General features: G+C 41.8%; 21 protein-coding genes and 1 pseudogene. 9 read left to right on the forward strand and 13 right to left on the reverse strand.

What is annotated here, in order from left to right; all coding sequences use genetic code 11:
• Positions 1-29: 29 nt before the first annotated feature.
• The 3 genes from FTV34_RS06580 to FTV34_RS06590 all read right to left on the reverse strand — a co-directional run bounded on the left by FTV34_RS06580 (position 30) and on the right by FTV34_RS06590 (position 2,948).
• On the reverse strand, positions 30-521 hold the full coding sequence (locus FTV34_RS06580; RefSeq protein ID WP_159122904.1) for a pyridoxamine 5'-phosphate oxidase family protein: 492 nt from the start codon (positions 519-521) through the stop codon (positions 30-32).
• Positions 522-693: 172 nt separating this feature from the next.
• The gene (locus FTV34_RS06585) at positions 694-1,131 is read right to left on the reverse strand and encodes a hypothetical protein (RefSeq protein ID WP_125278624.1); all 438 of its coding nucleotides are present in this window, start codon (positions 1,129-1,131) and stop codon (positions 694-696) included.
• A gap of 263 nt (positions 1,132-1,394) precedes the next feature.
• A complete protein-coding gene (locus FTV34_RS06590) occupies positions 1,395-2,948 on the reverse strand; it encodes a phospholipase D family protein (RefSeq protein WP_180069462.1) in 1,554 nt (517 codons plus the stop codon).
• A gap of 120 nt (positions 2,949-3,068) precedes the next feature.
• Here FTV34_RS06590 and FTV34_RS06595 point away from each other — a divergent pair, with 120 nt between their 5' ends.
• The 5 genes from FTV34_RS06595 (at position 3,069) to FTV34_RS06615 (ending at position 9,583) form a co-directional block, all read left to right on the forward strand.
• A complete protein-coding gene (locus tag FTV34_RS06595) occupies positions 3,069-4,181 on the forward strand; it encodes an S-(hydroxymethyl)glutathione dehydrogenase/class III alcohol dehydrogenase (protein ID WP_180069464.1) in 1,113 nt (370 codons plus the stop codon).
• A 231-nt stretch (positions 4,182-4,412) separates the two neighbouring features.
• Positions 4,413-4,937, forward strand: a complete 525-nt coding sequence (locus FTV34_RS06600) for a hypothetical protein (protein ID WP_159122907.1) — start codon at positions 4,413-4,415, stop codon at positions 4,935-4,937.
• Between the two features lie 562 nt (positions 4,938-5,499).
• The gene (locus FTV34_RS06605; protein ID WP_180069468.1) at positions 5,500-6,549 is read left to right on the forward strand and encodes a 3-deoxy-7-phosphoheptulonate synthase; all 1,050 of its coding nucleotides are present in this window, start codon (positions 5,500-5,502) and stop codon (positions 6,547-6,549) included.
• A 255-nt stretch (positions 6,550-6,804) separates the two neighbouring features.
• Positions 6,805-7,983, forward strand: a complete 1,179-nt coding sequence (locus FTV34_RS06610; RefSeq protein WP_180069471.1) for a PilT/PilU family type 4a pilus ATPase — start codon at positions 6,805-6,807, stop codon at positions 7,981-7,983.
• A 403-nt stretch (positions 7,984-8,386) separates the two neighbouring features.
• Positions 8,387-9,583 (forward strand): PilT/PilU family type 4a pilus ATPase, encoded by a 1,197-nt coding sequence (locus FTV34_RS06615; protein ID WP_125278619.1) that lies wholly within the window; start codon positions 8,387-8,389, stop codon positions 9,581-9,583.
• Between the two features lie 75 nt (positions 9,584-9,658).
• Here FTV34_RS06615 and FTV34_RS06620 read toward each other — a convergent pair whose 3' ends face one another.
• From FTV34_RS06620 to FTV34_RS06640, 5 genes are all read right to left on the reverse strand, one after another.
• Positions 9,659-10,834, reverse strand: coding sequence for an MFS transporter (locus FTV34_RS06620; protein WP_179992609.1), 1,176 nt, complete (start codon positions 10,832-10,834; stop codon positions 9,659-9,661).
• Between the two features lie 252 nt (positions 10,835-11,086).
• Positions 11,087-11,461, reverse strand: coding sequence for a glycine cleavage system protein GcvH (gene gcvH, locus FTV34_RS06625; RefSeq protein WP_104426083.1), 375 nt, complete (start codon positions 11,459-11,461; stop codon positions 11,087-11,089).
• An 82-nt stretch (positions 11,462-11,543) separates the two neighbouring features.
• The gene (locus tag FTV34_RS06630; RefSeq protein WP_104426084.1) at positions 11,544-12,572 is read right to left on the reverse strand and encodes an AraC family transcriptional regulator; all 1,029 of its coding nucleotides are present in this window, start codon (positions 12,570-12,572) and stop codon (positions 11,544-11,546) included.
• Between the two features lie 374 nt (positions 12,573-12,946).
• The gene (locus FTV34_RS06635) at positions 12,947-14,803 is read right to left on the reverse strand and encodes an ABC transporter ATP-binding protein (protein ID WP_159122912.1); all 1,857 of its coding nucleotides are present in this window, start codon (positions 14,801-14,803) and stop codon (positions 12,947-12,949) included.
• 247 nt (positions 14,804-15,050) lie between these two features.
• On the reverse strand, positions 15,051-16,310 hold the full coding sequence (locus tag FTV34_RS06640) for a mechanosensitive ion channel family protein (RefSeq protein ID WP_125278616.1): 1,260 nt from the start codon (positions 16,308-16,310) through the stop codon (positions 15,051-15,053).
• Between the two features lie 396 nt (positions 16,311-16,706).
• Between FTV34_RS06640 and FTV34_RS18080 the strand changes: the two are divergent.
• Positions 16,707-17,035: pseudogene (locus tag FTV34_RS18080) on the forward strand (hypothetical protein).
• A gap of 196 nt (positions 17,036-17,231) precedes the next feature.
• Here the strand turns inward: FTV34_RS18080 and FTV34_RS06645 are convergent.
• The 5 genes from FTV34_RS06645 to FTV34_RS06665 form a co-directional block, all read right to left on the reverse strand.
• On the reverse strand, positions 17,232-17,768 hold the full coding sequence (locus tag FTV34_RS06645; protein ID WP_104426088.1) for a DUF2058 domain-containing protein: 537 nt from the start codon (positions 17,766-17,768) through the stop codon (positions 17,232-17,234).
• 15 nt (positions 17,769-17,783) lie between these two features.
• Entirely contained in the window at positions 17,784-18,458 is a 675-nt protein-coding gene (locus FTV34_RS06650; protein ID WP_180002046.1) for a YoaK family protein, read from the reverse strand.
• Positions 18,459-18,500: 42 nt separating this feature from the next.
• Positions 18,501-19,697, reverse strand: coding sequence for a serine/threonine transporter SstT (gene sstT, locus FTV34_RS06655; protein WP_004785593.1), 1,197 nt, complete (start codon positions 19,695-19,697; stop codon positions 18,501-18,503).
• A 313-nt stretch (positions 19,698-20,010) separates the two neighbouring features.
• Entirely contained in the window at positions 20,011-21,759 is a 1,749-nt protein-coding gene (locus FTV34_RS06660) for a SulP family inorganic anion transporter (RefSeq protein WP_175967711.1), read from the reverse strand.
• Positions 21,760-21,965: 206 nt separating this feature from the next.
• Entirely contained in the window at positions 21,966-22,286 is a 321-nt protein-coding gene (locus tag FTV34_RS06665) for a metalloregulator ArsR/SmtB family transcription factor (RefSeq protein WP_179992606.1), read from the reverse strand.
• Between the two features lie 291 nt (positions 22,287-22,577).
• Here FTV34_RS06665 and cysK point away from each other — a divergent pair, with 291 nt between their 5' ends.
• From cysK to cueR, 3 genes are all read left to right on the forward strand, one after another.
• Positions 22,578-23,576: a cysteine synthase A gene (cysK, locus tag FTV34_RS06670; protein WP_180069475.1), complete on the forward strand. Its 999-nt coding sequence runs from the start codon at positions 22,578-22,580 to the stop codon at positions 23,574-23,576.
• Between the two features lie 191 nt (positions 23,577-23,767).
• Complete coding sequence (locus FTV34_RS06675; RefSeq protein WP_180069478.1) at positions 23,768-26,458, forward strand: heavy metal translocating P-type ATPase; 2,691 nt, start codon at positions 23,768-23,770, stop codon at positions 26,456-26,458.
• The gene (gene cueR / locus FTV34_RS06680) at positions 26,458-26,892 is read left to right on the forward strand and encodes a Cu(I)-responsive transcriptional regulator (RefSeq protein ID WP_104426096.1); all 435 of its coding nucleotides are present in this window, start codon (positions 26,458-26,460) and stop codon (positions 26,890-26,892) included. Before FTV34_RS06675 ends, cueR begins: the two co-directional genes overlap by 1 nt.
• Positions 26,893-26,946: the final 54 nt, after the last annotated feature.

A 26,946-nucleotide genomic window follows, 5' to 3' on the forward strand; every position in this document is an offset into this window, starting at 1 on the left:
TATGAAATAAGCTTACTTTTAGAAAGTATTTAAGTATTTTCTACCTGCATATTGGGATATTCGACCCAGCGATAATCCTTAACTTTAATATCCCGAACATGATGAAAGCTGGACCAGATCAGTTTGCTACCTTTACTCCATTTTAATGTAGAGATACGAGATTCAACTTTCTCAATCTCTTCCGCTGTTGCAGGACGTAAAGAGCCAATCTCTGCATATAAACGTACACCGGGATAATGCTTAAATTTTCCCTTGAACATGGAACTTAACCAGAACAGTTTGCTGCTATTCACAGCCTGAATGCAGGCAAGTGGCTGATGCTGTAAATTTTCAGAGAAGGTGGTGGAGTAAGTATCAAAAAAGAAACCTGTACTAGACTGCTGATCCAGAAAGACAGTTCCGATCGGAGTAATACTAGGAAAGCCTCGGGGATTGACGGTTGCGATCGAACAATGCATTGCTGCACGCTGCGCATCTGCAACAACTTGACGGATATTTTGCCATTCAGAAGGGGAAATCATGATGTTTTCTCTTTATTATTTTAATCAAGCTTAATCTGTATGTCTAAAATAGGCATTGCCATAAAAATATTCAGGCAAGGGCAATTTAACCAATTAAATATATTAGGTAAATTCCCTGTAAACGAAAAAGAGCCGATATGGCTCTTTCAAATTTTAGAAATGGAAAAATGAATTAACCATCATATTCCACATAATCCCACAGGTTTAAGCGCGCTTTAATTTCTTTGCGGATATTCGGCAACATCGGGAGTAATGTCCCGTCAATCCATAAACTTAAAGCTTGTGCAGAAATCAGTTGCTGTTGTTCATCGACCAGTTGCGCGCCTTTAACCATCACCAGTGTTTCTTCAGAAGCTTCGGTTTCAACACCTTTGAATAGCACCTGTAATTCATAACCGGTATCCTGAATCAGCCATTCCAGTTCGACCTGGATATTCTGATTAGATTTAAGTACGACCTGACCTTCGACCAAGTCCGAATCAGACAGGCAGTCATGTTCAACCCGTATTTTGGCTAAAAACCATTCTTGTTGAGACAGATCCTGCAAGGTCTTAACAGGGGTGAGAATATCACTGAGTTTAAACTGACGACTTAAATCAAAAAATTGCATGGGAGTGGAAAGCGAAAATTCGCAAAATACTGGAAAAGTGTAATTTTAGAGCAATCAACGGAATAGGTAAAACCTTTGTAGGTATTGATCTGATTAATATATAAGAAATAAGCTGAAAAATATAAGTATAAAAACCCGATTTAGAGATTTAGTCAATTTTATATTGTTCAGCTTATCACCAATAAAGATTTAAAATATCCAAAGCCAACTATCAATTAAGGAAAAATCACATTAAATGTAATTTGATTGCAATGTATCTGTCATTACATTAACCATTCTCCCGGGAATTTTGTTGCCAGATTCATCATATAACGCTGGAACTGTGTCGTTTCAGGGTCATGATTATGCTGAATGACTGAACCATTTTTTTGGTGTTCCAGCCAAATGATCTCACCCTCTTTATCTAACTTCAGTTGATAAGCCATTCTGGGTAAATACTGGTTTAAGGACTTAGTAATTTCATCTTGAAGTTGATCGGATTCAATCACCAGACCGACTTCAGTGTTTAAATAGGCAGAGCGTGGATCAAAGTTAAAGGAACCAATAAATACCATGCCATCCAGATCAAAGAATTTGGCATGTAAACTGGAACTGTTCTTATTTTTGGCCGGAATAATATTACCGGTCATAATTTCATACCAGGTCCGTTTTGGCCGTTCAATATAAGGTTTGAATTCCCAGAGCTCGATTCCATTCTTGAGCAGCTGTTTACGGTATTGCTGATAATAGGCATGAACCAAAGCAACATCATTTGCTTGGAAAGAATTGGTTAAAATTCTGATTTTGACACCCTGTTGGGAACGTTTACTTAAATAATCCGCACCTTCCTGAGTAGGAATGAAATAAGAAGAAACCAATTCCAGGTGGTCTTTGGGTTCACCCATGAGTTCCAGCATATGGGTATAAATATAATCGCCATTCTGGGTGCTACGACGAACCTTGGAAGGGGCATCGGCAACAAAATAGGCATTTCCCCATTTGATCGGGCGCTTTCTCAGTTGTTCATCAATCTGCTGCTCTGCAATACCGACTCGGCGTTTCAATTCATTTTTATCGACTTCATCTTCTTTAAATTCAGTTCTTAGTCGTTTTAAAAGTTGTGGATTACCCGAATCATTTAGAACTTGTCGGATATCATAGCTTAGATCATCGTTCCAGAATTTGATAAAGGTTTGATTCGCATCGTGTGCTGGCTTTCCGGCAAAGAAAATATCAACATCGCTAAACTGAAAATCCTCACTAGCATCAAAATATTCACTACTGATATTCCGACCACCTGTGACCGCTGCCGTACCATCCGCAATAATCAGTTTGTTATGCATACGCGGATTAATATATTTCATACGGAATCCATAATCCAGGGCACGCAATTGACGGAATTTATAAGGATTAAATAGTCGGACTTCGAAATTAGGATGCTGGGCTAAGGCCAGCAACTTATCATCCAGTTGAGTCCCGTTCTGGTCATCAATCTGAACCCGAACCTTCACGCCACGGTCTGCGGCTTTTAATAATTGGGAGAGGATCATGTTGCCAATATAGTCATCTTTCCAGATGTAATATTGCAGGTCGAGATGGTATTTGGCTTGATTAATCAGATATAACCTTGCCGCCATACTCATAAAACCGTCATATAAAGGCAGATAAGCCGTTTTCCCTTCCTGAATCTGTGGCAGTTGTTCCTCTCTGATCCAGTGGGTCGATTGTACTGGAGTAATAGCTTCTTCTTTTGCTGTATTGGGAGCTAATTCACAGCCAGAAATAGTCAGGCTAAAAACAAAAATACTTAAACATGTAATTGACGAGGGCTTAGTCATTGATGTTCCATTAGTTATAGGGGTTTTATTCCTCAACTTGTGATGTTAATGGTTGAATCTCCGAATAGAAAGAGGTTACTGTTAACCATCTGTAAATCAGTAATAAAAGGATCGTTTTACATGAAATCACGTGCAGCGGTTGCATTTGGCCCAGGTCAGCCATTAGAAATTGTGGAAGTAGATGTTGCTCCACCAAAAGCAGGTGAAGTACTGGTAAAAATTAGCCATACTGGCGTATGTCATACCGATGCATTTACCTTGTCTGGTGATGATCCGGAAGGCGTATTTCCAGCAATTTTAGGCCATGAAGGCGCGGGTGTGGTCGTTGAGGTAGGTGAAGGCGTGACGAGTCTGAAACCGGGTGATCATGTGATTCCACTTTACACGGCAGAATGTGGTGAATGTCTGTTCTGTAAATCGGGTAAGACCAACCTGTGTGTAGCGGTTCGTGCGACTCAGGGTAAAGGTGTAATGCCAGATGGAACTACCCGTTTTTCTTATAATGGCCAACCGATTTATCATTATATGGGCTGTTCAACGTTCTCTGAATATACAGTCGTTGCAGAAGTTTCTCTGGCGAAAATTAACCCTGAAGCTAACCATGAGCAAGTGTGTTTATTGGGCTGTGGCGTGACTACCGGTATTGGTGCAGTACATAACACTGCTAAAGTACAGGAAGGCGATAGCGTCGCTGTATTTGGTTTAGGCGGTATTGGTCTTGCAGTTGTACAAGGCGCTCGTCAGGCCAAAGCCGGTCGTATTATTGCCGTGGATACCAATCCGGATAAATTTGAACTGGCTAAACAGTTTGGTGCTACTGATTTTGTGAATCCGAAAGACTATGACAAGCCAATTCAGCAAGTGATTGTGGAAATGACCGGCTGGGGCGTAGACCACTCTTTTGAATGTATTGGTAATGTCGACGTAATGCGTTCAGCACTGGAATGTGCACACCGCGGCTGGGGTCAGTCTGTAATTATTGGTGTAGCAGGTGCAGGTAAAGAAATCTCAACTCGTCCATTCCAGTTAGTGACTGGCCGTAAATGGATGGGTACGGCATTTGGGGGTGTTAAAGGCCGTTCTCAATTACCGGGCATAGTTGAACAAGCCATGAAAGGCGAAATTCAATTAGAACCATTTGTGACACATACGATGCCATTAGAACAGATCAATGAAGCCTTTGATCTGATGCACGAAGGCAAGTCGATCCGTAGCGTGATTCATTTTGATTAAAATGATTTAGCGATTTAAACTTCAAAAAGGCCGGTGTTCACCGGTCTTTTTATTTTAATAATTAAGATATATTAGATACATTTGCCTATCAAAGCACCACAGAGCTTAACCTAAAAAACACAAGGCTTCTAAGGTCATTACATGCCAGATGCTTATAGTGAATAGAAGCGTATCGATAGACGCGATTAAAACCATGTTTAAGAATCATTTTAAAGAATAAGGATAAGCTCTATGTCGAATGATAGATTTGATCGTATTAAAAATTCTCCTAAAGATGTCCGTGATGATTTAAATGCCGATCCAATTAGCGGCGAGCCAGGTGCACATCCTATTGGCACAGGCGTAGGTGCTGCCGGTGGTGCAGCTGCAGGTGCAGCGGTCGGTGCAGCAGGTGGTCCGGTCGGTGCAGCAGTAGGCGGTGTTGTGGGGGCAGTGGTCGGTGGTCTCGCAGGTAAAGGCGTAGGCGAAGCTGTGAACCCGACTGAAGAAGCAGCATTCTGGCGAGATAATGCTGTTGAAACCCCTTATTATTCAGATGCCCGTACCACGTATAGCGATTTAGATTACGATCGTGACTATGATGCGGCCTATCGTGTCGGTTATGAAAACCGTGGGGCATATGATGCCAATACCCGTTTTGAAGACGTGGAAAGCGATCTGAAAGTAAAATGGGAACAGGCAAAAGGCCAGTCACGCTTGAACTGGGAACAGGCAAAATTTGCAGTACGTGATGCCTGGAACCGTGTAACCCGTTAATTGCAAATGCTAAAATCAAGATCAAACAAGTTTAAATATGATCTTGGTTTTAAGGAAAGGGGCAAAGTCCGCTGACTTTCACGACTTTGTCCATTATTAATATCTGTAAATTAATCACTGAAAGGCTAGAATTCTAGGGCGATAAGTAAAAGTACAAATACTGATAAATATTTTTTTATATTTACTACTTGTCAAAACCGGATAGAGCGCGTATTTTAATTTCAGATTCACATTTTTATGAAAGACATAAACATGTTAAAGCAACCTATCATTTCAAACGCTTATTTTTATTTCTGGCAGTTTAGATAATTGCCTGAACGCGTTTGGGCAATGAAAAGGTTGCCCACCAGTTAATACCTGATCGGCAACCCTGATCAGGTTTTTTTATGCATGTGATTTAACAATTTTTTGGAGACAGCCATGACAAACTTTAACTATTCATACTTTAGCAACTTTTATTGGTCTTACTTTAGCCAGCTAATGACGCTTTCGACATCTTCGATTAGACCCATAACGCTCAAATAAAAGTTTGGACTGATTGCCAGTCCCAGGATTTAAAGTCATGAATATTGCAAATACATCACAACAACATCAAACAGAAACCATTTTAGCTTTGCCACAGCAGCTTAAGCAGCAATTGCCACTGTCTCCGCAATTGGCTGTACAAGTCGCTGAACAGCGTCAAATTATTCAAAATATTTTAGAGGGTAAAGATCACCGTTTAATGGTGATTACCGGACCATGTTCCATTCATGATGAAGCTTCCGCACTGGAATATGCAGAAAAATTAAAACAGCTTCAGGAACAGGTTTCTGATCAAATTTTCTTGGTTATGCGGGCTTATATTGAAAAACCACGTACCACCGTAGGCTGGAAAGGCTTCCTGTATGACCCAGAACTCGATGGCTCATCCAATATGCAATTGGGGCTGGAAAAATCTCGTGCACTGTACCTGAAACTGATTGGCATGGGTCTGCCGGTTGCCTCAGAGATCTTAAGTCCAATGGCAACGGCGTATTTCGATGATCTCTTGGCTTGGGGCGCGATTGGCGCGCGTACCAGTGAATCACAAATTCACCGTGAAATTTCTAGCCATATGCCATACAGCATCGGTTTCAAAAATGGGACAGATGGTTCGATTCAGATTGCTCTTGATGCTATTCAGTCAGCTTCCAACCCACATCAGTTCATGGGCATGGGTCAATCGGGTTTGCCATGTATCCTGAGCTCAAAAGGGAATCCAAAAGCACATTTGATCCTGCGCGGTTCAAATAGTGGTCCGAACTACCAGTTGTCTGAAATTGAAAAGATTAAAGCAAAACACTCAATCGATTTGCCGGCCCTGGTTATTGATTGCAGTCATGGCAATAGTTCAAAAAACCCAATGCTACAACCTAAAGTGCTGGAGCAGATCGTCGCTGAACGTTTACATAGCAATGTGCGTGGTGTAATGCTCGAAAGTCATCTAGTGGATGGCAACCAGAAAGTCTCTGAAAATATGGTGTATGGCCAGTCAGTGACTGATGGATGTCTGGGCTGGACAAAAACCGAGCAATTATTGTTAAATATGGCTGATTCACTGCGATGCGAAAGTTTAAAGCGTAGCGCTTAAGCTGACGGTCTTGTCTTTCCTCAATTCGTTGGGGAAAGATATTATGATCGAATATGGGTGTTAAGAAGTATTTTTCTAAATGCTGAAAACAACATATTCGATATTTTAAAAATTAAAATAATGAGTATTAAAACCTATTTAAAAAATTTAATAAGAAAAATAATTTAAAAAAACAAACAATAACAATAATTTATTAGAGATCAGCCTGACACTGTTTTTAAACAGCGGATGAGTCATGATCCCAGGAAGCCTGCTATGTATACAACTGAATTGCTCGATGAAGCACGTAAATTTATGCACCATATGCTGACCAAAGTCGTGGAATATGGTGGTTCCGATCTTTTTATCACAGCTGATTTCCCGCCTAGTATCAAACAGCAGGGGTTAATGAAACCGTTTGGCCAGCAGAAACTTACAGCCGATAAGACCCGTTTATTTACTTATGCCTTGATGAATGAGCGACAGATTCAGGAATTTGAATCGGTGATGGAATGCAATTTTAGTATAAGCATCCCGAATGTGTCGCGTTTCCGGGTTAATGTCTTCCAGCAACAGCATAATGTAGGCATGGTGATTCGGGTCATTACGACAGATATTCCAAGCTTTGTACAGTTAGGCTTACCGGATTCATTGCAACAGGTCATTATGCAGAAACGTGGTCTGGTGCTGGTAGTTGGTGCAACGGGTGTCGGAAAATCGACTACATTAGCAGCTATGATTGATTACCGTAATACGCATACTGAAGGGCATATTATTACGATAGAAGACCCGGTGGAATATGTCTATCAGCATAAAAAGTCGATGATCACCCAGCGGGAAATTGGTGTGGATTGTATTTCCTGGCACAATGCACTGATTAATACCATGCGGCAGGCACCTGACGTTATCGTGATTGGTGAAATCCGGGATACAGACAGTATGGAACATGCAATTGCCTTTGCTGAATCTGGCCATTTATGTCTTGCAACACTCCATTCCAATAATGCCGATCAGGCACTGGACCGGATTATTAACTTCTTTCCAGAAGAACGCCGTAATCAGTTACTGCTAGATTTATCAGCTAATATCAAAGCCGTGATTTCTCAGCGGCTAATTCGCACTGAAGATGGTAAAGGTCGTCGGGCTGCGGTAGAAATTCTGCAAAATACCCCTTTAGTTTCTGACCTGATTCGTAAAGGTGAATTCCATGAACTTAAAACGATTATGGCTCGTTCGCGGGAACTGGGCATGCAAACCTTTGATCAGGCGTTATTTGATTTATATAGCCAAGGCATTATTTCTTATGAAGAAGCCTTGCGTAATGCAGACTCCAGCAATGAATTACGTTTGCAAATCAAGCTGAAGAGCAGTCGTATCAATCCTGTTTTACAGGCAGAAAATGCCCAGATTTCACTTCTGGAACAGTCCAGATCGCGTGCACTTTCTCCTGATTAATCTTGGCTTTTTAATAAACAGACTACTATTCAGTTCAATAGAACTGAGTCATAAATCTTCTTTAATGGTGGCTTTTAAGCAAGGCAGTTTTAGGCCACCTATCTAATTTTTTAATTTTATCCTTACTTGCCTGGTGAATTCAGTTTCACCGTCTTGCATTTATCCTGAATATGATCTTTTTCATTGTAATATTCTTTTAAAATGAAATAGGTTTTAAAAGGCAATATATGTCTACTTAATTGATATTTAATTGAACTACATCACATAATATTCCAAAAATATTTTCTTTATAAATCAAATCTGTTTGAGGCTTTAAAAAAAACGCTGCACAATAAAAATCAAATGATATTGGCATGAATCAAGCATTTAAATTCATGTAATTGTGTATTTCCAGGGGAAGAGAATGTTCACGGCAGAACTGTTGGACGAAGCAAAAAAATTCATGCATCACATGCTGACCAAAGTAGTGGAATATGGGGGCTCAGACTTATTTATTACCGCAGATTTTCCACCGAGTATTAAACATCAGGGCTTAATGAAGCCCTTTGGACAACAAATTCTTACTGCTGAAAAAACCAAACTGTTTGCTTATAGCTTGATGAATGATAAACAGCGTCAAGAGTTTGAAGCTGAACTAGAATGTAACTTCGCGATTACTGTACCGGGTGTATCGCGCTTCCGGGTAAATGTTTTTGTACAACAGCTTCAGGTCGGGATGGTAATCCGGACCATTACGGCAGAAATTCCAAATTTCCAGAAACTGAAATTACCAGAATCATTGAAACACGTGATTATGGAAAAACGCGGTCTGGTACTGGTTGTAGGAGGAACGGGTTCAGGTAAATCGACCTCTCTGGCAGCGATGATTGACTACCGCAATGAAAATTCGGCGGGGCATATCATTACCGTGGAAGATCCGGTGGAATATGTACATAAACACAAGAAATCCATGATTACTCACCGTGAAGTTGGAGTCGATTGCCATTCCTGGCACAATGCGCTGAAAAATACCTTGCGTCAGGCCCCCGATGTAATTCTGATCGGTGAGATTCGGGATACCGAAACCATGGAACACGCAATTGCCTTTGCTGAAACCGGACATTTATGTCTGGGTACACTGCATTCCAATAATGCTAACCAGACTTTGGACCGGATTATTAACTTCTTCCCGGAAGAACGCCGTAATCAGTTATTAATGGATTTATCTTCGAATATGAAGGCGATTATTTCCCAGCGTCTGATTCGTACTCAGGATGGAAAAGGGCGTCGGGCTGCAATTGAAATCATGTTAAATACACCTTTGATTTCTGATCTGATTCTAAAAGGTGAGTTTCATGAGCTGAAAGCCATTATGGGCAAATCTCGTGAACTGGGCATGCAGACTTTCGATCAGGCCTTATTTGACCTGTATAACGAGGGTGCGATTTCTTATGAGGAAGCATTGCGTAATGCTGATTCGACTAATGAATTACGTTTACAGATCAAGCTGAAAAGCAACCGCCAGGATAATCCTGCTGCTGGAGAAGCAACACAATTCACGATGATGCAAGAACCGAAAGCTGAAGAAAAAGAACAAGAAAATACTTCAGCATCTGAATAAATACATCTTCGTGTCAGAATTAAAACAGGCAGTTCATCTGCCTGTTTTTTTATTATATTTAGATATTAACTTGTATTAGGCAGTCTTAACTTGAACGACCAGTTTAAAGTAAACAATACTGCATAAGGTGAGTAAACTACAGAGAATAAAGGCGAACTGATAACTATAAGTCGCAATAAGCGCCCCAATCAGTAGCGAACCGACCGCAATTCCTACATCATAGAAGGTATAAAAGGTCGAAGTAGCATAACCAATCCGGTGTTTCGGTGCACGTTGAATGGCCAGTGTTTGAATGCAAGGTTGTGCGCTGCCAAAACCGATACCAATCAATACCGCAGCCAGCAGGAATCCCCCCAACGTCTGAATCTGACTGAGTAAAAAGAGTCCTAAGCTAAAGATGAGTAGCGCAGGATAAATCACATATTGTGGACCTTTGCGATCGTAAATTTTTCCGGTAATCGGACGTAAACTCATCATGGAAATGGCGAATACGACAAAGAATAAACTGGCATAAGCCATCAGGTTTTTACTGGCAGCAAAAGGTGCAATAAAAGACATGATGCTGGCATAAGAGAAAGAAATCAGAGCTGCCAGAACAGCAACAGGCAATGCTTTCTTTTCTACAACATCAGACAACACCAGTCCTTTTTTCTCAGGAATAGTTTGAATGATGTGCTCAGGCTCTTTGACCGGAATCATTAAGCAGAAAGCAAATCCGATAAAAACTAATGCAATAAGCAGCGTTGTGATCTGAAAATAAGACCAGTATTCAATCAGACTTAAGCCAATCAATGGTCCTAGAACAATACCCAGATTGACTGACATGACGTAATAGCCCATGCCTTCGCCTTTACGCTGTTCTGGAATAAACTGATTTACTACAGGGACACAGACGGTAGTCAAAATACTAAACCAGATCCCATGCAAAAAACGGATGATAAATAAGGTCGTCAACTGATCGGCAAGCAGGTAGGCTAGGGAAAATAGACTGAAAAAGATTCCAGAAACAATCAGGGTTTTACGGATACCCAATTTTTCAATAATTAGGCCACTAAATGGTCGTACAGCAATCGCTGAAATCATGAACAAGGTCATGGCCAGACCAGCTTGGGCTAAGTTTCCGCCTAATTCTTTCAGGATATAAATCGGTAAAATCGTGGTTTGTGCAAAATAGAAAATAAATAAAAACAGGTTATTGGCCAGACACAGCACAAAAGGCTTGGTCCATAAAGGCAATAGATTGGATTTCATAATTTTCCTAAATTGATCTATAGGGAAATGCTGCGATGAGCATGAATATTATTTTTATAAAGCAGCCTGAGCTATCTGATGCGAGTGATAGCAGGTACAGCAAAGACTTTAAGAAAAATGTGTGAAAAATACAATAAAATTCCGATATAAATACATTGTATTTGATGGTGAGCTTTAAATACGAAGTTTTCAATGCGTAAAAAAATCAGCCCGCAGGCTGATTCTTATTTTTCCATACTAAATCAAAGTAGCTTATAGGCCAGCTTCATATTCTGTATTAGACAATAGCTTTTCTACATCTGCCATATTGTCCGGTTTGATTTTATAGATCCAGCCTTTGCCATACGGGTCATCATTAATGAAGTCAGGATCATCTTCAAGCGCAGCATTGATTTCAACCACTGTACCAGAGACAGGTGCATGAATATCAGAAGCAGTTTTCACTGATTCAACCACGCCAGCCTGTTCGCCCGCAGTAATATGTGAGTCAAGATCTGGTGCTTCTACATAAACCAGATCACCTAATGCATCCTGTGCATGGTCGGAAATACCGGTCACAACAAGATCACCCTCAATGCGTACCCATTCATGCGTACTTGCGTACTTTAATTCTGAAGGATGATTCATTGATAACTCCCTAAAAATCTTAAGATCATTTTTGATATGTTTTATACATTCTTTTTGGCCAAAACAAAAGGTTTATCCGTGCTTATAAATAAGGATCTTTACGCCAGTTGCTCGGGCTACGACCACTCCAGCGCTTAAACGCCCGACTAAAATTGGCCACATCACTATAGCCAAGTTCATCAGCGATCTGCTCCAGAGTAAAGTCTGTACGGGATAATAAGGAAGTGGCATGCCGGTAGCGCACTTCATCCACTAGCGTAGAGAAAGAAGTACCTTCAGCGGCCAACTGACGCTTTAAGGTTCGATCCGACATATGCAGCCGTTCAGCTACGCTTTCAATACTCAGATAATGCTGTTCGGAATGAGTCAGAATATCCCGTACCCGCATGGCAATCCGGTGCCGTTCACCAAGTGCCGATAATTCAGCTTCACACTGGTTAATCGCAATCTGGCTAGCAATCGGATCAGCGTGTACCAACTTGTTCATCAGGTAGCTTTTATCAAAGCTTAAAATTAAATGCGGCTGTTCAAAACGGAACTGATGCGTAGGAAATTTCGCCATGAAGCGCTCAAAACCTTCCGGTTTTTTGAAATCAAAGTCGATTTCACCGGTTGCATCGTTAACCCCGGTAATGGCTTTGGCCATACTGATCAGGCCAATCATCAGGGCAATTGAAATTTCGGTGCGAAGCGGTTCCAGCTGAATATCAGTTTGCAACTGTACGGTTGCCTTAGCGCCAAAGGTCGAGAAAAATAGCTGCAGGAAGGGTAAACGTAACTGAATGAATCGGTTCGCTAGCACCAGAGCTTCGGTAATATTATTCGCCGTCATGATGGCATAACCGATAAAGCCATGAATCGAAATCCGCATCTGGGTACCTAAGTGATAACCCAGTGTCGGTTCACCAGTGAGCTTCAGGGCATGCTTGACCAGTTCATTGGCCACAGGGGTCGGAATACGGTAATCAGGATCTGCCAACTGTTCACTGGTCAGGCCAAAAGGCTTAAAAAGCGACTCATTATTATACCCCCAGCGGGAAATGACATCGAGAAGCAAGAGACCGTATACACCTGGAATACCTTGGTCTTGGCGTGGAGCTATTGTTTTCATGCGCGATCCGTTGCACTCATTCAAATTTTTTTATTTTCACTTCATATTGGCATGAAAAAGCCATTTTCTTGATAAAAATTGTTGGACAAAGCTGTGGCAATTTCCACAAGCAGATTTTAATCAACTTAAAGCAGAGTAGCTCAACTTAAAGTTGGAAATCAATGTAAACCAGAGATATTTTAGGGATTTAATTTTAAGCCTACAGATTTCTATTAATTCAGAATAGGGCTGTTTTTTGAATAATCTGGAATTTAAAAATGCCTGTGGAATAGTTGATATTCCCATAAAAGCAAACCGAAGCATGGCTATTCAAGTGACTCAAATAGAATGCTTCGGTTTCTGTTGTAGAGCTTAGCTACTACTGAATAGAGCGATTATGCTTCGTGTAAGTTATCAGTTTTGGCATGTTGCTGTACCAAGAACCCGCCGGTTTGACGCTGCCATAGCTGCGCATAGATTCCGTTTAAGGCCACCAGTTCATCATGCGTACCTTGCTCAGCAATTTTACCTTGATCCATCACAATCAGACGATCCATCTGCGCAATGGTAGAAAGACGATGCGCAATGGCAATAACCGTTTTACCTTGCATCAAATCATCCAGACTATTCTGAATAGCCGCTTCAACCTCAGAATCCAGAGCACTGGTGGCTTCATCCAGAATCAGAATCGGCGCATCTTTCAAGAATACCCGGGAAATGGCAATACGTTGGCGCTGTCCACCAGAAAGCTTCACGCCACGTTCACCTACATAAGCGTCATAGCCTCTACGGCCACGCAAATCAGTCAGATTCGGAATAAATTCTTCTGCTTTGGCCTTGCGTACAGCTTCAAACATCTCTTCATCAGTTGCATCTGGACGACCGTATTTTATATTTTCAGCAACGGTACGATGCAGCAAAGACGTATCCTGAGTGACCAGCGCAATATTTTTACGCAGACTGTCCTGAGTGACATCGGCAATATCCTGGCCATCAATCAGAATACGGCCCTGATTCAGATGATAGAAATGCAGTAACAATTGAATCAGAGTTGATTTACCGGCACCGGAACGACCTACGATGCCGATTTTTTCACCCGGACGAATGGTCAGATTAAACTGGTCAATGACCGGTTTTTCATTATAGGCAAAAGTGACATTATCGAATTTAATCTCACCGTGTTTCAGTTCCAGTTCTTTCGCATCTTCTTTGTCTTGAATATTGATTCGACGACCTAGAGTTTTCATCCCGTCCTGAATAGTACCGACATTTTCAAACAGGGCAGAGGTCTGCCACATCATAAACTCGGCAATACTATTCAGCTTTAATACCATCGCTGTGGTGGCTGCAATAATCCCTAGCTGCGCCTGACCTTGCATCCAGAGCCAGATCGCAGTTCCCAGCACACCTGCATATAGCACAACACTCAGCATCAGAATGCTGATTTCGTATTGAGCGCCCAGACGCATCTGTTTATATACCGTAACCATAAATTCCTGCATGGAGGATTTGGCATACTGGCTTTCACGACCCGCATGCGCAAAGAGTTTTACGGTCTGAATATTGGTATAGGCATCAGTCACACGTCCGGTCATGACTGCACGCGCATCCGCTTGTAAGGATGAAATCTTGCTTAATCTTGGAATGAAATAGCAGGCGGCACAAATAAACAAGAATAGCCAGACCATAAGCGGCAGGATGAGTAAGGGTGAAATAGCACCCAAAACAATATTAATCGTGACGAAATAAATCAGCACATAAGCCAACATATCGCCCAAAATGACCCAGAATTCCCGGATCGCCAGCGCCGTTTGCATGACTTTGGCCGATAAACGTCCGGCAAAATCATTATGGAAGAAGTCCAAACTCTGTTTGAGCAATAAATTATGGAAGCGCCAACGCAGACGCATCGGGAAATTACTGTATAAAATCTGATGCTTGATCAGGGACTGGGCACTGGCAAACAGGATATTGGCCAGCAAGATAATACTCAATAAGGTCAGGTTGCTGGCATGTTGATCTAAAAAAGTCTCTGGCTGACTTTGACTCAACCAGTTCACCAGATCACCAATTTTTGAATACAGTAAGGCCTCAAAACTGGCTGCACCTGCGGTACACAATACTAGAATCAGCAAATAACGGCGTACCCCATAAGCTGCTTGCCAGACAAAGGGGAAAAACCTGGTGGGTAAAGGTTGATTCAGGTTTTTGGTGGGATAGGGGTCTACCAGCCGTTCAAGCCATCGAAACATTCACGTACTCTTATCATGTATTTTCTTTGCGAGGATTATAAAGGATTCTGCTTTTTGAAGTCTGAATTTGAGTGAAATTGCCACAAATGTTTAACTAAATCAAACTTTAGGTTGCAGAGCAGAAACTCATGCCAGATTTATGCCAGCTGATATGAAAACTAAAAATAAGAGCTTGAAATCGTTTAAAATACTGAGAATAAAAAAGCCCGAAATAGAGATTATGTCGGGCTTAAGTTAAGAGGTTAGTTTAAGTGATAATCGGAGATGAAGAACTCGCGTTAAAAGATTCTTTAAAATCACTTCCAGAAGGCGCCTGATAAACTTTCAATCCAAATTCCGGAATAATCGCCAGAATATGGTCCATGATATCTGACTGGATATTCTCATACTCTGCCCAAACCGTCGTATTGGTGAAAGCATAAATTTCCAGTGGCAAACCTTCGCTGGTCGGTTGTAACTGACGCACCATCAATGAGAAATCTTTAGCAATACCAGGATGCTGTTGCAGATAAAATTCCAGATAAGCGCGGAACGTTCCTAAATTGGTCAGACGGCGCTGGTTGTATTGTGAATGATGCTGGAGCTGCTGGTTAAACTTCTCTAGTTCTTCTGATTTGGTATTCAGATATTGATCCAGCAGGATAAAATTTTTCAGCTTGTTCTGTTCTTCAGCCGTCATGAAATGTACGCTGGTTTGATCAATATGAATTGAACGTTTGATCCGGCGGGCACCCGCTTCCTGCATGCCGCGCCAGTTTTTAAAGGTATCAGTCACCAGTTTATTGGTCGGAATCGTGGTCACAGTCTTGTCAAAGTTCTGCACAGTCACTGTATGTAATGACATATCAATGACATCACCATCGGCATTTAGGGTCGGCATTTCAATCCAGTCACCAATACGTACCATGTCATAAGATGAAATCTGAACCGAAGCCACCAGTGACAGAATCGTATTTTGAAAGACCAGCATCAGGACAGCGGCCATCGCACCAAAGCCAGCGAGCAAGGTGAATACATCTTTTTTCAGGAAAGTGCCTAAAATCATCAAGCCACAAACAATGAAGATGATCAGCTTGACCAGCTGTAAATAACCTTTAATCGGCTTGTTGCGTGACTTGGGATTGCGCTGATAAATCAGGTTAAAGATATTCAGTAATTCACCGAGCGCCAGAGCAATGGTCAGGAAAATAAATGCCTGAGCACCCATTTGTACAAAAGTTTGTACCTTGTCGGATAAATGCGGGACAGTGGTAATCCCGTTCATGATCACGATTGCCGGAACAATATTGGAAATCCGGCGAATCACACTATGTTCAGCAAAAATCTGATTATTGGCAAAGGGCATTTTGGAAATCAGTTGACGAATGCCGCGTACAACAATCTGTTTGGCAAACACATTGGCAAGGATGGCCAGTAAAATCACAATACTCAGTGAAGATAACATTTCCAGCCATGGGTACTGATCGGCCCAATCTCGAATATTCTGAATAAAATTAAACTGTTCCAACTGATCTTTCTCTTTAACTCAAAAAATTTGTTAGAGTTTATAGGTTTAAACGCAATTTTTTAATCTTGGATAACCTTTTAAAACATATCTTTCTTAGAGGAGGCGAACTTAATCACTATTCAGGCATTTATTTTTTCCTTCAGGTTAATTCAGATTAAATAGATCAATGGAAATTGATTGGTTAATGGCTAGGAAATGTGAAAAATTGATATAACAGCCTAGCTTGTATTTTTTCTAACTTTAAAAAATTAAAAAAGGTCAGAGTGAATTAAAGAATTTGGTATAGCGTTTATTATGTTAGTTCAACATAACTTAATGTTTATTTTACATTTTATATACTTACTTTTTTTAGGGGATAGTGCTAGGATTAAAATCATATAATCTTAATCATTAAAAATGAAAAATCTTCAAATAGTTATAGCACAAGCTTACATTCCTATGAACTGGAACATATTGAGCAATCAATAAGCCATGAAATTAATAACACTATATTAGAGATAGTGGTTAATGATGAATCTTTTGAAAAAATTGATTGTTACTTGTATTCAAAGAAAGATCCAAAAAAAATTCTTAAAAGCTCTATACATTATGTAATAGCACTCTTAGAAAGAGCAAAGTATAGGGTAGAAAAAGTTCAGCAAAATAACGTGAGTCCTTTGCATATCTGCTTATACGTGATTAAGAAAATTGAGGGATTTATTGCATATTTACAGACTAAATTTTAGTTATTAGCGCTTTCATTTAAGGCTCGTTATATGAAATCTGAAGTTTCCAAATAGGATTTGAATTGAGTGAAATTTGCTATCTATTAATACAAGAATATGCAAAAGACAAGCTGACATAGACTTAATGAAACAGATTAAAAAAACCGGAAAGTATGCCGGTTTTTTTATTTATGCTTTTCTTTTAAGGAAAATGTGTTTACCACATTAAATCATCAGGAATCACATAAGCTGCATATGGATCTTCTTCATCAGTAGTTTCTTCATTTTTCTCTGAATTATTCACGATGATAAAGCCTTCCATTTTTGAATTTATACGATCTGCCAGAGCTTTAGGCAGGAAGGCATAACTCTCATTTTCACGTGCAATCACCAGACTGCCAGCGACCAGTGCATTATAAATCTGCTGGTTGATATAAACTTTCTTGATCTTGCTATCATCAATAAACTGATAACTGATCTCACCATCCGTATCGCGGATTTTATGCTGGTTAATCATCTGCATGATGGCAGCTTTGAGTTCTTTTTCCTGCAACTGGGCTTTTTTCGCCTGTTCAATGGCTTGGTCTTTAGCCAGCTTTTCCTGTTTGTCCTGCTCAATCTTGGCCTTGATTTCGGCTTCTTTACTGTCACCTGTGCGTTTTTCATGTACAGCCTGTTTAGACAGTTTTTTGGCTTTTTTATTATCGACCAAGCCTGCCTTTAACAATTGTGCCTGTAATGCATTTTTAACCATGAGAATTTCCAGAAATTAGTCGTGTTGATGTCGATAACGTAAATAGATCACCCAATAGGTCAGGCTAAGCAGCAGGCTTAACACTGTAGGGACCAGGAATGCATTTAATTTTAAATAAGGATAAATCCAGCTGGCAAGTATGCCGCCCACCAAAAAGCCGACCAGAATCAGCATATGCAGGATCACTTTACGGGATTCTACTACCAGACCACGCAGGCGATAGCCCATAGCCAGACCTAAATCGGTCAGTACACCAGACAAATGGGTGGTCCGGATAATCGCACCTTTATAGTGGCTGACCATGGCATTTTGTACACCCATCGCGACACAGGCCCATAACAAGGCATAACGCGGGAAATAGGGCAATAACAGCCAGCAAATGAATATAAAAAAAGCCACCAGGCTTAAAGGATAACCATACAGGCGTCCCAAGCGAAAGTGACTATTTCCTAAAATCAGCCCGCTATACATCGAGCCAATCACATAACAGAGCGTAACCAGAATCAGATATAAAATCTGGCGTGGTTGCCAGTCCAGCAGCGCCATCGCCAGCATACTGACGTTACCGGTCATATGTGAAACGGACTGATGCAACACGGTCACCAGTCCTAATACATTAATCATTCCGGCATTTACCGCAAGGAAGAATGCACCCAATTGAACCCACGATGGTAAACGCTGTAATGGCATGGCAATATCATTAGCAAAACATCTTGATTCTTCAATATAAAATCAATCTGTAGCGCGGTCTACTGCTGTAGTAAATAAAACATCGGTAGATGAGTTGAGTGCAGTCTCGGTAGAGTCCTGCAATACACTGATCACCATACCAATCGCCACCACTTGCATCGCGATATCTGAAGAAATCCCGAACAGGCCACAAGCCACGGGAATCAGCAATAGTGAACCACCCGCCACACCTGAAGCACCACACGCAGACACAGTTGCTACGATAGAAAGAATTAGCATAGTGGTGAAGTCAACATTAACACCTAAAGTATTTACTGCAGCTAAAGACAACACGGTAATCGTCACTGATGCACCAGCCATGTTAATTGCTGCACCTAAAGGAATTGCTACGCTTGAAGTAGTCTCTTTCACACCTAAGCGTTTTGCCAAGTCCAGGTTTACCGGAATATTGGCAGCAGAACTGCGGGTAAAGAATGCGGTAATACCACTTTCACGTAAGCAGGTAAACACCAGTGGATATGGATTGCGACGGGTAATGAAACCCACCATTAATGGGTTAATCACTAAGGCTACAAATACCATGGTACCCAGCAGAACAGCTAATAAATGCGCATAGCTAGTCAAAGTATCAAGACCGGCTTCGGCAAAAGTCACGGCAACCAGACCAAAAATACCCACTGGTGCAAAGCTGATTACCAGACGAATTACATAATTGATGGCATTGGCAGCGTCATTTAAACAGGTTTTAGTTGTGTGCGATGCATGACGGAAGGCAATCCCTAACGCAATTGACCATGCCAGAATCCCAATAAAATTCGCTTCAGCAATGGCAACCACCGGGTTCGCCACAAAGCTCAGCACCAGATTTTTGAGAATTTCACCTAGGCTGCCTGGTGGCTGTAAATCACCTTGCGCTGCAATATCCAGGAACAATGTGCTTGGAAATAAAATACTGGCGATGACAGCACTTAATGCTGCCAAGAACATGCCGACAGCATACATCAGCATAATAGGTCTTATCGTTGAATTGGTCTGGCCAACCTGGAAATTTGCGATTGATGCAAGAACCAGAATGAAAACCAGAACTGGCGCGACGGATTTTAGTGCCTTAATAAACAGATCGCCCAACAGGCTTAAGGAAGGTGCAGCTTCAGGAAATAATAGAGCCACACCAACACCTAAAATAATGGCGATGATGATTCGGGAGACTAAACTCAGACGCGATAGGGCAGAAAACATAAGGTTGCCTTGTGAAAATTACGAGGGCTAAATGCGAAAAAAATTTGCGTTATTTTATACTTAAATTAAGGATCGCTTAAAATATATTTTTAGATAATATTTAAGTGACTGAAAATTAATAAATAATTAAGATGGTTTTTTATCTTGATCGTATTATTTCCATACAAAATTCTTAGAAATAGCCAGATTTACTGATTGGTTTTTAATCTTTATTTTTTAAATGAATATAGAATTTAAATCAATCATTTCCAGTTATGTTTCAGTTCAATTCTTTGCATGACAGCATGTCTATCATGCAAGGAATTAAAAAATCTTAAATCATATAATGTTGAGGCTTCTCGAAGATTTCCGGAGCCAGATCCTGAATTGCCTGAAAATGGGTTAGATAAATCCGTCCACTCAAATGTGTCATGAGTTTGGAGGCTTGCAAGCGGTCGAATACCGGGCCTTTCACTTCTGCAAAGTGCAGGCGAATATTTAGTTTGGATAATTCAGCATTGAGCTCTTCCAGCGTTTCCAAAGCACTCAAGTCAATCGCACTAATACTAGAGCAGTTCAAAATCACATGCTCTAACTTGTCATTTAAACTTAACTGATTAATCAGATAACCTTTAAGAGTATGCGCATTTAAAAAACTTAGGTTTTCATCAATACGCAGAGATAGAACCCGATCAGAAGTCATCACCTGATGACGCTGGATATTTCGGAAATGCTGGGTGCCTTCGACCAGACCCACGACTGCAATATGAGGGCGGCTGATGCGCCATAGCATAAGAATAAAGGTCGAAATAATCCCGACGATTAGACCGGTAGTAATATCCAGTAATACCACACCAAAAAAAGTAATCCACATGGCAATGCCATCAGCTTTGGAATAACGCCAGGCATCGACGAAAGGCTGGAAATTGACCAGTTTCCAGATAGACACAATAATGGTTGCAGCCAGAATGGTCAGCGGCAGATCCTCAAAGAAGCTGGTAAAAAACAGACTAACCACGACAATCAATAAAGAAGACAATACGCCAGCCAAAGGTGTTTTGGCGCCAGCGTCAGCATTAACCACAGTACGTGACAGACTACCGGTTACAGGAAAGGCGGAACTGATTCCGGCACTGATATTGGCTACACCGAGCGCAATCAGTTCCTGATTACTGTTCAAATTGCTACGCTGCTGTAGCGCCGTTGCCTGAGCAATAGAGAGAGATTCCACAAAACTGATCATGGCAATCATGCTGGCACCCGGTAATAAGGTCATCACCAGCTCCCAGTTCCAGTGTGGGAAAGACAAGGGCGGAAAGCCAGAAGGAATTTCACCGACCGTTTTAATGCCTTGAACTTTTAAGTCTAAAAACAGAACGGCTGCAATACCGAGAAAAACCAGAATCAGTGGAACTGCTCGAACCAGAAAATCAGTCGAACCGATCCGGCTTTGTACTGCTTGAGATTTTAATAGTTTCGGCAGATAAACCAGTAAACCGATAGAAAGCAGGCCAAAGATCAGACTCGGGAGATGCAAAAGTGGTAAATATTCAATCAGGCTTTTCACCAGCTCGGGAATATTATTGGCTTTTAAAGGTAAATCCACCAGAAACTTGAACTGACCAAAAGCAATCAATAGAGCCGAAGCAATAATAAAACTCTGAATGACCGGATGGCTGATCAGCTGAATTAAAAAGCCGAAACGGAATACACCTAAAAGCAGGGAAATAATGCCGACCATCAATGCCAATAAAGTTGCCGCTTCAATATAGACCGGAGAACCCACTTCAAATAATGGATTCAGTGTGGCAAAGGTCATCATGGAAATGATGGCTACCGGCCCAATCGATAAAGTCGTACTGCCGCCCAATAAGGCATAAATGATCATTGGCAGAATACTGGCATAGAGTCCCATAATCGGTGGCAAACCTGCCAGCATGGCGTAGGCCATCCCTTGGGGTACCAGCATCGCGACAACAATCAGGGCAGCCAGTACATCTGATTTTAATTTCACTGGGCTGTACTGACTTAACCATGACCAGGCAGGGAGTCTATTGAGCAGTCTAGACTTAAAATTTGGCATATACAGGTCTAAATCACAAATATAGATATATTATGCACAAATTCTGCTAAGAAGTCTTAGGATATAAATAGGTGATCATTCACATTTTAAAAAATGAATGAGAGGACAAAGGATCAAGGCAAAAGACTTAAAACTCTCAGTAGAGAAAATTTAAATCAGGCAGATCGCTTTAAAATAAAACAGGACGAATGAGGTAAATTGCAGCTTTAAGCGACTGCTTGATTTACACAGTAGATTTGATAAAGCTTTTTTAACATTTCTACCAGGTTCTGGTCTTTGATCGAATAATAGATCTGCTTGCCGTCTCGACGGGTATTTACCGCATCGCTTTTACGCAAAATCATGAGCTGCTGAGACAGGGTTGGCTGTCTGATCTCGGTAATCTCTTCAATTTGAGAGACATTCAGTTCATTTTGGGAGAGATGACATAAAATGAGCAGTCGGTCCGTATTGGCCATTAACTTTAAAATACCGACAACCTGTTGAGCTGAATCCCGCATCGCGGCAATTTCAAGATCGGTTTTCATTTACTATGTCCATTTATACAATTACAGCCCGCGAATTATACGACTCGAACAGCATGAATTGATGGATAGAAAGCGTGAATTACTATGGTTTTTAATGAATTGTGTTATCAAGAATAGTTATAATTTACTAATTAAAATATAAGATAATTTTATCGTGTTCCGGTTTTTTAGGAAGAAGATGTTTCATTTCAAACTGCTATCGTGATTCCATCTTGTTTCAGGCATCTACAAAGCCGGAAAATGCTTGTATCATGTAAATACATCTTGGCGAATAACATCAAGGATATTCTAATGACTACAGATTCAGCTTTTCCAACACCTGCCAATTTAGGTATCGCGGTTTATAGCAATAATGCAGAGGCAATTGGTAATACCCCTCTGGTTCGTATCAATCGTGTCATTTCAGGCGGAGCGACTGTACTTGCGAAAATTGAAAGCCGTAACCCGGCATTTTCGGTGAAATGCCGTATTGGCGCAGCCTTGATTGCTAATGCAGAAAAGTCAGGTAAATTGAAGCCGGGCATGCACATTGTTGAGCCAACCAGTGGTAATACCGGTATTGCGCTGGCATTTGTAGCAGCGGCTAAAGGCTATGATATTACCTTAACCATGCCATCCAGCATGAGTATTGAACGCCGTAAAGTGGTGAAAGCATTAGGTGCCAATCTGGTACTGACAGATCCAGCCAAAGGCATGAAAGGCGCGGTGGAAGAAGCACAACGTCTGGTGAATGAAAATCCTGAACTGTATTACCTGCCACAACAGTTTGAAAATCCAGCCAATCCGAAAATCCATGAAGAGACGACCGGTCCTGAAATCTGGGAAGCGACTGGAGGTAATGTCGATATTCTGGTAGCGGGTGTAGGCACAGGCGGTACGATTACCGGTATTTCACGCTTTTTTGAAAAAGTGAAAAACAAGCCGATTTATTCAGTTGCTGTAGAGCCGGCTGAATCTGCCATTATTGGTCAGGCAAAACGTGGCGAGACGCTCACTCCAGGACCACACAAAATTCAGGGTATTGGCGCGAACTTTATTCCAAAGAACCTGGATCTGGATCTGGTAGATGAAGTGATTGCCATTACCAGTAGCGATGCAGTGGAATGGGCACGTAAAACTGCGACTCAAGAAGGCATCTTGGTGGGTATTTCAAGTGGTGCTGCAATGGCTGCAGCTGCGCAACTGGCTGCACGTCCTGAAAATGCAGGCAAAAATATCGTGGTGATTCTGCCAGATGGTGGTGAGCGCTATTTATCTTCAATTCTTTTTGAAGATATTTCTGCTGAGTAAATATTTAACAAATTAGTTTCACTAAATCTCGAAAAAGCCTGAAGTCATCTTTGGGCTTTTTTATTGGACTTTATGCCTTCATATAATGAAAGATCAAGAATTTAAACCAGAAGCTTGACCTTCCCATTATGGTAATGTTTAAGCTATAGCATAGGCAGTGAATGGGTGAATGGGTGAATGGAGAGCGCAGAATGAATAAACCAGCAACCACACAGTTGTACGAACAGCAGGTACAGATTTCAGGAATGACCTGTGCCTCTTGTGTCGCACGTGTGGAAAAAGCCTTAAAGAAAATTGAAGGTGTGGTGGAAGCGAACGTCAATCTCTCCACTGAACAGGCTTTTTTAAAAAGTGAACAACCTATTCCTGCAACGCAACTCGTCAATGCTATCAATAAAATCGGTTTTGAAGCCGTGATCCAGCAGTTTGATTTAAATATTGAAGGCATGACCTGTGCCTCTTGTGTAGCTCGTGTTGAAAAAGCCTTGAAAAAAGTCGATCAGGTACTGGATGCGCAGGTTAATCTGGCAACCGAAAAAGCTCACGTCACTGCAATTCGTCCTCTCGCTGTTTCTCAACTGGTTAAGGCTGTACAAAAAGCTGGCTTTGATATTCAAACCGACCGAATTGAACTGGCTATTGAAGGCATGACCTGTGCCTCCTGCGTAGCACGTGTAGAAAAGGCCTTGAAAAAAGTCGATCAGGTAAGTGAAGCACAAGTCAATCTCGCCACTGAAACAGCTTCGGTCAAGGCACCGCGTAGTCAGCTTCCAGCTTTAATTGCTGCTGTCGAAAAAGCTGGATATAACGCTCATGCAAAATTAGATGCACAGGCTACCGATGCCCAGACGGCATTTCAGGAAAAGAAAACCGCTGAAACTGAACAGCTAAAACGTGACTTATGGTTGGCGCTAATTTTAGCTGTTCCGGTGTTTATTCTGGAAATGGGTTCACACCTGATTCCGGCTTTTCATCACTGGATTGCACATACGCTAGGTACTGAAAACAGCTGGTATATCCAGTTTGTACTGACGACTCTGGTTTTGCTGATTCCAGGACGGCGGTTTTATCAGCATGGGATTCCGGCATTATTCCGACTGGCCCCCGATATGAATTCTCTGGTTGCCGTGGGAACAATAGCCGCTTATGGATTTTCCTGTATTTCCACCTTCTTTCCGCAATTATTGCCGCAAAGCACTGTGCATGTGTATTTCGAAGCAGCAGCGGTGATTGTTGCCTTGATCTTACTGGGGCGTTATCTGGAAGCTCGAGCCAAAGGTAAAACCTCTGAAGCGATTCAATATCTGGTTGGCTTACAGCCAAAAACTGCCCGAGTACAGCAAAATGGAACTTGGGTTGATCTGGCGATTGCGGATGTACAGCAGGGCATGCTGATCGAGATTCGTCCGGGTGAGAAAGTCGCAGTTGATGGTGAAGTCGTTTCTGGTCAAAGTTATATCGATGAAGCCATGATCAGCGGTGAACCTTTAGCGGTGGCTAAACAGGCTGGGGATCGGGTGATTGGCGGAACGGTAAATCAGAATGGCACCTTGCAGATCAAGGCGACTGCGGTTGGTCAAGATTCAGTCCTGGCCCAGATCATTCATATGGTGGAACAGGCACAAGGTGCAAAGCTTCCGATTCAGGCGGCAGTCGATAAAGTGACCTTATGGTTTGTGCCGGCTGTGATGCTTCTCGCGACTTTGACCTTTATTATCTGGTTCCTGTTGGGGCCTGAACCAAATCTGACCTATGCACTGATCAATGCTGTTGCAGTACTGATTATTGCCTGTCCATGTGCAATGGGCTTGGCTACGCCAACATCTATTATGGTCGGCACTGGCCGGGCGGCAGAACTGGGTGTATTGTTCCGTAAAGGAGAAGCATTGCAACTCTTGCAGCAAACCAGAGTTGTGGCGGTAGATAAAACCGGAACTTTAACTGAAGGCAAACCAGCCCTGACCGATTTTGCAGTGACATCTGGTTTTGAGCAGCAAATAGTATTGCAAATGGTCGCAGCAGTGGAAGCCAAGTCTGAACATCCCATTGCCCATGCAATTGTGGAAGCTGCGAAAGCACAACAGTTGCAACTACCTGAAGTCAGCGATTTTGATTCAATCACCGGTGCAGGCGTGAAAGCTCAAGTTTCAGGTCAGCAAATTCATATTGGCGCAGAACGCCTGATGCAACAATTGGGCTTAAGTGCCGATATTTTTAAAGAGAAAGCACAACAGTTAGGCGAGCAGGGACGCACGCCTTTATATGTCGCGATAGATCAGCAGTTGGCTGCCATTATTGCTGTGGCTGATCCGATTAAAGCCACAACCTATAGTGCGATTCAGGCCTTACATGATCAAGGCTTAAAGATTGCCATGATCACCGGTGATAACCAGCATACTGCACAGGCTATTGCCAGACAGTTGAAGATTGATCATGTCATTGCTGAAGTTCTGCCTAATGAAAAAGTCGATGCGGTACGCCAACTCCAACAGCAACATGGCATCGTCACTTTTGTCGGTGACGGGATTAATGATGCACCTGCTTTGGCTCAGGCCGATGTTGGAATGGCAATAGGAACTGGTACGGATGTCGCAATCGAAGCAGCAGACGTGGTGCTGATGTCTGGAAATTTACAGCATGTGGCAACCGGTATTGGCCTGAGTCAGGCGACCATGCGCAATATCAAACAGAACCTGTTCTGGGCCTTTGTCTATAATATTGCCTTGATTCCGATTGCTGCCGGTCTGTTGTATCCATTCTTCGGTATTTTGTTATCACCGATGTTTGCAGCAGGCGCGATGGCATTATCCTCAGTTTTTGTGGTCAGCAATGCGCTTCGTTTAAAGACTTATCAGCCGATCCAGTTGAAGGAGGCAGTGTAATGAATATTGGACAGGCCGCGAAACGCTCCGGGATCTCGGCCAAAATGATCCGTTATTATGAAGATATCGGTTTATTACCCAATCCTAAACGTAGCGATTCGGGTTATCGTATCTATAGTGACGATGACATCAAGACTTTAAGTTTTATTCAGCATGCGCGTGAACTGGGTTTTTCTTCTGAACAGATGAAAGAATTGCTCGGCCTGTGGCTGAACGATGCCAGACACAGCAGTGATGTCAAACAGTTGGCGCAAAAGCATATCGAGTTACTGCAACAGAAAATTGCGGACATGCAAAATATGATGAAAATTTTGCAGCAATCGGTTGCACAGTGTGCTGGAGATGAGCAATCTGACTGTCAGATTCTGAAACAGATTGAGCAGGGTGTGTCACATGGGCAAACTGCACATACGGCTATCAAAGCAGATCAATAGCCTTGAATTAAAATTCGCTTAACCCAAATTTAAACTGATCAAAGGGAGATCAAG

The sequence above is a fragment of the Acinetobacter sp. YH16038 genome (assembly GCF_013417275.1).
Classification (GTDB): Bacteria; Pseudomonadota; Gammaproteobacteria; order Pseudomonadales; family Moraxellaceae; genus Acinetobacter.